The organism is Bacillus sp. R45, from assembly GCF_021729365.1.
Lineage (GTDB): Bacteria > Bacillota > Bacilli > Bacillales > Bacillaceae > Bacillus > Bacillus velezensis.
In genome coordinates this window covers 1,676,208-1,684,708 of sequence record NZ_CP091421.1, presented here as the reverse complement: position 1 = coordinate 1,684,708, position 8,501 = coordinate 1,676,208, and the positions used below count along the sequence as shown (strand labels likewise).

General features: G+C 47.2%; 8 protein-coding genes. All 8 read right to left on the bottom strand.

Annotated features, from left to right (window positions below; all coding sequences use genetic code 11):
- Positions 1-33: 33 nt before the first annotated feature.
- Positions 34-783, bottom strand: coding sequence for a polyketide synthase (locus L3V45_RS08480; protein ID WP_003154094.1), 750 nt, complete (start codon positions 781-783; stop codon positions 34-36).
- A 9-nt stretch (positions 784-792) separates the two neighbouring features.
- Positions 793-1,566: an enoyl-CoA hydratase/isomerase gene (locus L3V45_RS08475; RefSeq protein ID WP_003154096.1), complete on the bottom strand. Its 774-nt coding sequence runs from the start codon at positions 1,564-1,566 to the stop codon at positions 793-795.
- Positions 1,563-2,825, bottom strand: a complete 1,263-nt coding sequence (locus L3V45_RS08470) for a hydroxymethylglutaryl-CoA synthase family protein (protein ID WP_003154098.1) — start codon at positions 2,823-2,825, stop codon at positions 1,563-1,565. The genes L3V45_RS08475 and L3V45_RS08470 overlap by 4 nt, the downstream gene beginning before the upstream one ends.
- Before the next feature lie 51 nt (positions 2,826-2,876).
- Positions 2,877-3,125: an acyl carrier protein gene (locus tag L3V45_RS08465; protein ID WP_003154099.1), complete on the bottom strand. Its 249-nt coding sequence runs from the start codon at positions 3,123-3,125 to the stop codon at positions 2,877-2,879.
- A gap of 65 nt (positions 3,126-3,190) precedes the next feature.
- The gene (gene fabD / locus L3V45_RS08460; RefSeq protein WP_236837343.1) at positions 3,191-5,431 is read right to left on the bottom strand and encodes an ACP S-malonyltransferase; all 2,241 of its coding nucleotides are present in this window, start codon (positions 5,429-5,431) and stop codon (positions 3,191-3,193) included.
- A gap of 1 nt (position 5,432) precedes the next feature.
- On the bottom strand, positions 5,433-6,407 hold the full coding sequence (locus tag L3V45_RS08455; RefSeq protein WP_236837342.1) for an acyltransferase domain-containing protein: 975 nt from the start codon (positions 6,405-6,407) through the stop codon (positions 5,433-5,435).
- Between the two features lie 136 nt (positions 6,408-6,543).
- Positions 6,544-7,413: an ACP S-malonyltransferase gene (fabD, locus tag L3V45_RS08450; protein WP_024085317.1), complete on the bottom strand. Its 870-nt coding sequence runs from the start codon at positions 7,411-7,413 to the stop codon at positions 6,544-6,546.
- A 314-nt stretch (positions 7,414-7,727) separates the two neighbouring features.
- Positions 7,728-8,405, bottom strand: coding sequence for an MBL fold metallo-hydrolase (locus L3V45_RS08445; RefSeq protein WP_236837341.1), 678 nt, complete (start codon positions 8,403-8,405; stop codon positions 7,728-7,730).
- Between the last annotated feature and the right edge of the window lie 96 nt (positions 8,406-8,501).

The following is an 8,501-nucleotide window of genomic DNA, read 5'->3' as shown; positions in this document are numbered from 1 at the left end:
GCCTCCATTTCATCTGTATGTAAGATGTATGTCTTATACTCCGTACATCGTCGTGATTCGTTTTTTCACTTCATCATCATGAAACGTCTCATCGTGCATGATTAACTCCTTCTCAATGACGGCCGGAAGCTGCTCGCGAAACGGCGTCACCAAGTGCCTTTTCAATGTAATTAAAGAGTTTCTCGGTTTTTCCGCAAGCTCACGGGCCAATTCCTGCGCATAGTCTAATACTTCCTGCCGCGGAAGCACCGGAAAAGGCACCCCTCTTTTCTCCAGGTCACCGCCGCGGTAGTGGCCGCCGTTTAACAGCATTTCATGGCCGAGGCTTGCCCCAAGCTTCTCCGGAACGATAAAGGTAGCCCCCATTCCAGGGGTGAAACCGTATTTCATAAAGTTTGCGGTATACACGCTTTCTTTGCTTAAAATGACAAAATCACTGAAAAGCCCCATGACAAACCCGCCTCCGATTCCGTGGCCCTGCATGGCGGAAATGACGGGGATATCACATTCCAGCGCCAAAGAGTACATGCGGTCTTCCGTAAACTTCGTGATGCCCTGCTGAATCCTGAGCAGACCTTCCTGTGTGCCTCCGGAAGCAAAGTAATGGCCGTATCCTGTTAAAATCACAGCTTTATAGACTGACGATTTTTTTATACGGGTGAATGCTTCCATCAATCCATCCGTCAGTTCTTTGGAGAAGGCGTTTTTATGGGCTTTATCCTGCATTGTCACTTGGATAATATCCGGTTCAATTTCGAGCAGTTCAACTGCGGCGTTCGGCATGATATCCTCCTAACTGTTCTCCGTTTCCCAAGGAAGCCGTCCCGTTTCTGCATAACGGGTGATGGCTGATTGGTTATCCGGATCTGAAAACATCGCTTGATTTTCGGCTAAAGCAATGGATTTCGAACGATGAACAAGGTCGTTTAAGGAATCCATGTATTTTTTATAACGGATGACTGCTTTTTTCGACAGCGGGCGAAGACGCAGCAAATGCTTTCTCAGCTCTGTTGCTGAGTCCGGAACGCATACGTCACAAAGTCCCCATTCAAGCGCCTGATGCGCCGGCACGGGCTTTGTCATAATCGTCATATAATGCGCCTTTTGAAATCCGATTCTTTGAATTAAAAACGGCAGAACGCAGGCTGGATAAAGTCCGAATAACAGTTCAGATAAACTGAACGAAGCACTCTCCTCTGCTATGACGATATCGCACGCGGCGGCAAAACCGACACCTCCCGCATTTACTTTTCCGCGGACGCGGGCGATTGTGATGTACGGCCCGGATTTTAATGCCAGCCACAAACGGTAAAGCGGCTCCTGCGATTCCGCATGCTGCATTCCCTGCCTCATTTTCCGGTACATCTCATCAAAATCCGCCCCGAAACAAAATACCTCCGGCTGCCCTTCAAGCACTACGGAGGTCACGGAGTCTTCACATTCAGAAAGAACGTGCAGGCATTCCTCCACTAAACGCTCATTAATCGTATTGTTGGCTTCAGGCCGATCAAAGGTGATGAAGCAGACATTTTGCTGAAAACGGACGTTGATCGTCTCATAGGTCACGGCATCCACCTGTATTTCCGATGAAATTCCGTGATTTCTTCCAAATATAAACGAGGGCTCCCGGCATGATGGTCTAAAATGTTCGGAATCATATTCATATCCAATTTGACATTCCGGGTTCCGAACTTCACCAGACCGCTGCCTTTAAACAGTTCTTCATACTCTTCCATGGACAGCCTGTATCTGTTGTTCAGATGCTCTTCTATTTTGAAAGAATGCTGCCGCGTTTGTCCTTCAGGCGTCACAACGCCGCTGTAAAATTCCGAACAGCATCCGGAGCCGTACGAGAAACAGCCGATCCGCTTAGAAGTGTCGAAAGCCCCTTGGTCAATCGTGCTTGCAAGAGCCAGTAAAGAGGCTGCCCCCATAATGTTTCCGACTCTTTGGCAGTAGCGGAGCCCCGGCTCTACCCTGGTTTGAAAATCCTGTTCGATCTCAGCGTTTTTCGCTTTTGCAAGCTTACGCATCATCGTCCGGTGAGCTCCTTTGACCATGCCGCCAAACGGTGTATGGAAGGCAAGATAGTGAAACGTCTCTTTATAGTCAGCGCCCGGCACACGGTTTTTGTACTCGCGAAATGTCTGTTCGCAGCAATCGAGATAAGACATCAATGACAAGTCGGCGTCACCGGCTTCACTGTCCGGGATCGGACGGCATGTATCCATCACCTCATAGCCGTAATAGCCGTTGGCGCCCGCATCCGCCTGAAATACGATTGGGTTTTCACCGATCAATAAGGCGACGGCACCCGCTCCGGCGCTCGGTTCGGCGTAAGACCAATCCTCGCTTAACGCATCGCCGCCTTCGGCAATTAAAAACCGGGAAATATCCGTCGCGACGACAAGCGCCTTCGCTCCGGGGGATGTCTGCGACAAAATAAAGTTAAGCGCCATCTGCAAACCCGCCGTTCCTGAATAACAGGCCTGCTTCAGTTCAAATAAACGGCAGTTCCGGTTGAGGCCTAAGTAATCATGAATATATGTACTGAGTGATTTTCCGAAGTCGATGCCGGACTCCGAGCAGGTAATCAGCAGCTCGATTCTGTCTTTTTCAGCCTCTGTCAATCGGTCGATAATCGGCTTTGCCGCATTAACGCCGAATGTGACGGGGTCTTCGTACGGAAGCGCCACCGCTTTTTCTTTCATCAGTAAATTCTCAAATCTGGCAGGGTCTAAGTTTCTGTACTCCGCCAGCTGCATGACATCAAGGTATGCCGTCCCGCCAAACACATTTATCGCTTCTATTCCGGCAGCCGCCATGAACTTCGCCTCCAATATGAATTTTGAGTTTCCGATTTTTTCACCGTTTTATCAGACAGCCTGTACCTTTTCATAAAGCTTTGCCGCCAATTCGCCGATGTTTGACACTCCCGTCAGCTCAACACGCGGGATCTGCAGTGATAATTCTTCAAGCATCATCGTGATAATTTCGGCGCGGTCCACTGAGTCCGCCCCCAGATCAACTAACCGGTCTTCCTTTGAAAGCTGTTCGCCTTCTAAATCAGGCAAAACCTCGTAGATTGTGTTCTGCAGCAATTCAAAGATTCTTTCTTCACTCATTGTCAGTTCCTCCCTGTTTCATCTTTTATGAATATTCCATGTTTTCAATCTATCATTTCGTCTTGTCAACACGTTTGCAGAAATGAGCCTAACTTCTGATTCAAAAGCGAGGCCGTCTCTTCCATAAGACGAAGGCCGATACCATCGGCATGGCGGTTTTTCCAGGACTCTAGCTCCGTACCTTTCACCCATTGATTAAAGGCGCCTAATGCCGGGCCGCAATGAATCTGGAAGTCTACCTTGGCATCCGGGTCTCCTTTAATCGCCGAAGCAGAGCTTTGCCTGAAATACCATTTGAATATGAGCGCCATTTTCTGTTTCGGATTCCGTTCGGCTTTTGAAATGTCTTCATTCGAATAATGAGCCTTCACTTTGTCATAAATACTGCTTACACTTGCCTTAAAATACTTCTCTTCTATTTGTCTGAGTGTCTTTTCATCAATTTCTTCAATTGAGCGGTGACGCTGATACAGTTCATGCAGCTTAGAGGCCCGGGTCGGAAAGAACAGCCCTTTCTTTAATACCTGCACCTTGCTGCCTGATTCAAACATATCGCCGGCCGGCGCGTAGGCCGTGTCCTGTACATTCATCTGCTGCAGGAGATCCTTTACAAGGCCGCTCGTCGCTGCTTCAACGGTGCATTGGTTAATGGATCCGGTCACAATAAAATCAGCGCCGAGCATAAATGCGGCCATAGCAGCCTCAGGCGTTCCGATTCCCCCTGCGGCTCCGATGCGGACGGTTTTGCCGTATCGGTATTTTTTCATCATGTCATCTCGTAAACGGATGATCGCCGGCATGAGACTGTAAGCAACTCCGCCGTCAGTGTGGCCGCCTGAATCAGCCTCTACGCAGATGTCATGCGCAACGGGTATTTCTCTCATCAGACTTGCTTCTTCAGCGGTAATTTTGTTTTCGGCTGCAAGTTTCTGCAGAATGTGATCAGGCGCCGGGCTGAGAAATGCTTCCGCTACTTCCGGACGGGACAGCTTTGCGATAATCCGCTGACGCGCTATTATTTGTCCGCCGGCACCGCGTTTTAACCCCTTAGCGCGAAACCTTACTAAAGCGGGAGTAACCGTTAAAAATGCTGATGCTTCCAAGTTCTGAACCCCATGCTTCAGTAAAAGATCAATCATTTTTTCTTCTGAATCTGTATGCTTCATGTTATGTACAACATTTATGCCAAAGGAACCGCCGTCACGAAGCTCATGCTGAATTGACAAAATGGCGTCCTCAACGTGCGCGATGTTCAAACCGCCCGTTCCGAAAAAGCCCATCATTCCTTTTTCGGCCAGTTTGACGACCATTTCCTTCGAAGAAATTCCGCGGTACATGCCGCCGGCCAAGTAGGCGTATTTCAATTGATAATCGCGCTTAAACTCTTCATTTCCTAAAGACGCCGCCGTAATTGAGCTTTTTCCAGCTTCAGCCGGGACTTTGATTTCATCTATTATCGGCTCCGCTTCAGCCGTAATTCTTTGAATCAGCCCCGTCAGCACTTTTCCGGGACCGATTTCCTCAAAGATCATGTTCTTTCTTCCCATTAAAAAACGGATGCTGTCTGTCCAGTTCACCGATCCCGTTATTTGTCCGGTGAGTGTCTTTTTCAGCTCGGTCTGCTCATAAGGTCTTGCCGTCACATTTGAAATGACCGGAATGGACAGCGGCTTAAAATGGAAAGTTTCAATAAACCGTGAAAATTCCTCCTTCGCTTCCAGCATGTATCTGGAATGAAAGGCGCCGCTGACATTTAAGCGGTGAACCATTTTTACGCCGTTTACGGCTTCAAAAACGGATGCGGCTTTTTCAATATCTTCTTTATATCCGGAAATGACAATTTGCTGCGGAGTGTTCATGTTGGCGATATCAATCGTATGCAAGTGATACTCTCTTAAAACGTCCGTCACCTGCTCATGAGTCAGGCCGATCACCGCTGCCATGCCGCCTCCTTTTGCGCGGCTCATCAGGTCGCCCCTTTTTTTGACCAGCTGTAGGCCTTCTTCAAAATCAAAAGCGCCCGAGGCGTATAACGCGTTATATTCGCCTAAACTGTGTCCGGCGGTAAAATCCGGTTTCAAGCCGGTTTCTTCTGTTTTTTTCAAATAACTGAGGGCATTGACGACATAGAGCGCCGGCTGAGTGAATTGAGTCTGATTGAGACGTTCTCCGTCCCGGCACAGCTCCTGAATGGAATATCCGAGAATGTGATCCGCCTTTGCGGTTAATTCAGGATAGCGGCCGAACAGGTCCTCTCCCATCCCTATTTTTTGCGAGCCTTGGCCTGGAAAAACAAAGCTGATCATCTTACAGTCTCCTTCCGGGCGGTGATAAAATGCTGTCTTCTATTTGCTGCAAATGGGTTTGTTCTTTATGAAACGGCGTCATAATGGCACGGATGCGTTCAGCCGATCCTGCGGGAAGAATCTGTTTGGCAAATGCGGCCAACGTTCCGGAAGGCCCGGCATCGATATACAATCCTTTTTGGCGGCTGTCTGCGAATTGAAGCGCTTCGCGGAATCGAATCGGCTTTCTTACAATATCCCAGAAAAAGTCCGCTTGTATATCGGTCTCAGCCTCTTCGGTCGCACTGGAGATGTATGGTATAAACGGAGTCCGGATTGATTTCTGAGCTAAAAAGCGCTTGTACGGCTGTTCCGCCTGATCAACCAGCGCTGAGTGAAACCCGTAAGATACCGGCAATAGCTGATGAGGAATCTGCTTTTCTCTCAGATCGTCCATGATCTTTTTGATATGTTCCCGCTCTCCCGAGATGACAAAGTGAGAATGATAGTTTACAGATGCCAATTCACTATGTTCGCCGAGCTGCGGATCATCTTGATATAAAGCCGGATCACCCAGTATCGCAAGCATGCTGCCGTTACGGCAAGTTTCCGTAATGATTCGGGCCTGTTCCAGCACGCAATCTAAAGCATCCTCAGCGCTCAGCACACCCGACACAGCGGCCGCTGCATACTCTCCAAGGCTTGCTCCGATCACATAATCGGGACGTATGCCTCTTTGCTCCAAAGCATATGCAAGTGCGTACTCAGCCATAAAAATGGCAGGATGGCTGAAAAGAAGGCGGTCAAATGGATCAGACAGACGATTGCCTGTATGATAAACCTCTTTCAGGACAGAGTAACCGAAACGGCTGACTGCAAAATCGTCCAAGTCAAGCATTTTCTGCCGAAAAGCGGCGTTATGTGCAAACAGCTCTTTCCCCATTTGATAGTATTGGGAACCCTGTCCAGAAAACATGAAAACAATTGGCTGGTTCATTTGTTCTCCTTTTTGCTCTTTATTTTTTTAAAATATTGATTTGTAAGTTTTTCTTGATGTTGTGTGCAGATGAAGTGGTCGTGATGTTGTATGGCTGGCACTATTATGTGAGATAAGAATTTTGACTTGCATTCCGCTACATGGCGGGTGAAGCTTCAGTTTCTTTTTTGATGCGGTGAATAAGTCCTGTCAGCACATGACCCGGGCCGACTTCTTCAAATTCCATCCGCCCTTTGTCCAGCAGATAGCGCATGCTGTCGTTCCATCGCACTGAATGGTCGATCTGATCGGCCAGAACGGAGTGGATTCCGTCTTGCTCATAAGGTCTGGCATGCACATTAGAAATGACAGGAATTGATATAGCAGAAAAATGAAATGACTGTAAAAATTTTTCGAACTCTTGTTTTGCTTCGCTCATATATCTCGAGTGAAAAGCGCCGCTGACGTTTAACGGATGAAACATCGTAACGTCCTTTATTCCTTCGAATACGCTTTTGGCTCTTTCAATGTCTTCTTTGCGTCCGGATATGACAACTTGGTGAGGAGAATTCATATTGGCAATATCAATCGTATGTAATCCGTGCGTTTGAAGGGCGTCCGACACTTGAGCTGCGGTTAACCCCATAACGGCGGCCATTTTTCCGTCAGTGGCCATACTCATTAATTCGCCTCTTTTACGGACAAGCTGCAGGCCGGTAATAAAATCAAAAGCACCTGCTGCAAACAGCGCATTATATTCTCCCAAACTGTGGCCGGCCAAATAATCCGGCTTTATGTCATTTTCTTGGATTTTTTTCAAATAGCTTAACGCGTTTACAACATATAAAGCAGGCTGGGTGAACTGCGTCTTGTGAAGATTGGAATACGGATTCTCAAGACAAAGCCGTTTCATGGAATATCCGAGTGTTTCATCAGCCTGCTCCGTTAAGTCTTTAAATTCATCAAACAATGAGCTTCCCATTCCCTGCTTTTGAGAACCTTGTCCGGGGAATATGTATGTGATCATTTTCTCAGCCATCCTTTCTCGGATTCAGTTAAGAAGCATGTTCAAGTTGATAGTAACTTCACAAAAATACCATGTCAAGTTAATTTATCCTATGCGGAATCCTGAATAATGCCTATTTTTCCCTGACGGAAGGCGGACTCAGGGCTTTTGGAATAGATATAAGCAGAATGTCCCATTCAGCCTGCCCGGCGCTTTTATCCGCAAACTACCGTTACTCAGCCATTCATCACCAAAAAGCGAGCAATGACTATCATTTCAATTCAGAAGTTCCGTGGCCTAAAAGAAAAACTAGTTAGATAGAACCAAATTATACGCTACTTAAAGTGAAACAGCCCTTTTTGATTTTTTCTGTTGCGGAAGTTCACGAAATGTTCTTTTTTTTCAATCTGAAAGTAAATATTGTTTTTCAAAAGACTCTCCATTTTTTGACCCGGCTTCTCCCCGAAGGAGTGCCCCGGATACACACGCACATGCGGCGGAATAGAGGCTTTGATCCTCTGTATACTGTGAAACATATCTTCAGCTGAGCTGCCCCTGTCCTCACATATACCGCACCCTTCTGTAAACACGGTATCACCGGTAAAAAGGTGATCAGATAGCAAATAGCACATTCCCCCGGCCGTATGTCCCGGGGTCAATATACTTCTGATGATAAACCCTCCGGCCGCAAAGGTTTGTCCGTCTTCAAGCGCTATTAAGTTTCTGCACCGGAATTGATAGAAATCGATTTCCGCCGACGACATGTATATATCAGAATGATAGATTTGCTGAAGCGGCTCCGCCAAGTTTACATGGTCATAATGCGAATGTGTTAATAAAATAGCTGATAAATCAACATCCAATTCATGCAGTTTATCGGTTATTTTATCGATTTCCCAGGACGGGTCCACCGCTATCGCAGATTTTTTTGAGCGGTCTGCGATAATATAACAATAGTTGGACCACATCTGGTGATAAGTTTTGATTTGATGCACTTCATATTTATGATCCATTGTCACCATTCCCATTTAAAAGATCCGGGCAGACTGCTGCCGCCGCCCAGCCGACTGTAACCACTTTACCAGATGGCACCACGTTTTTCCATGGAT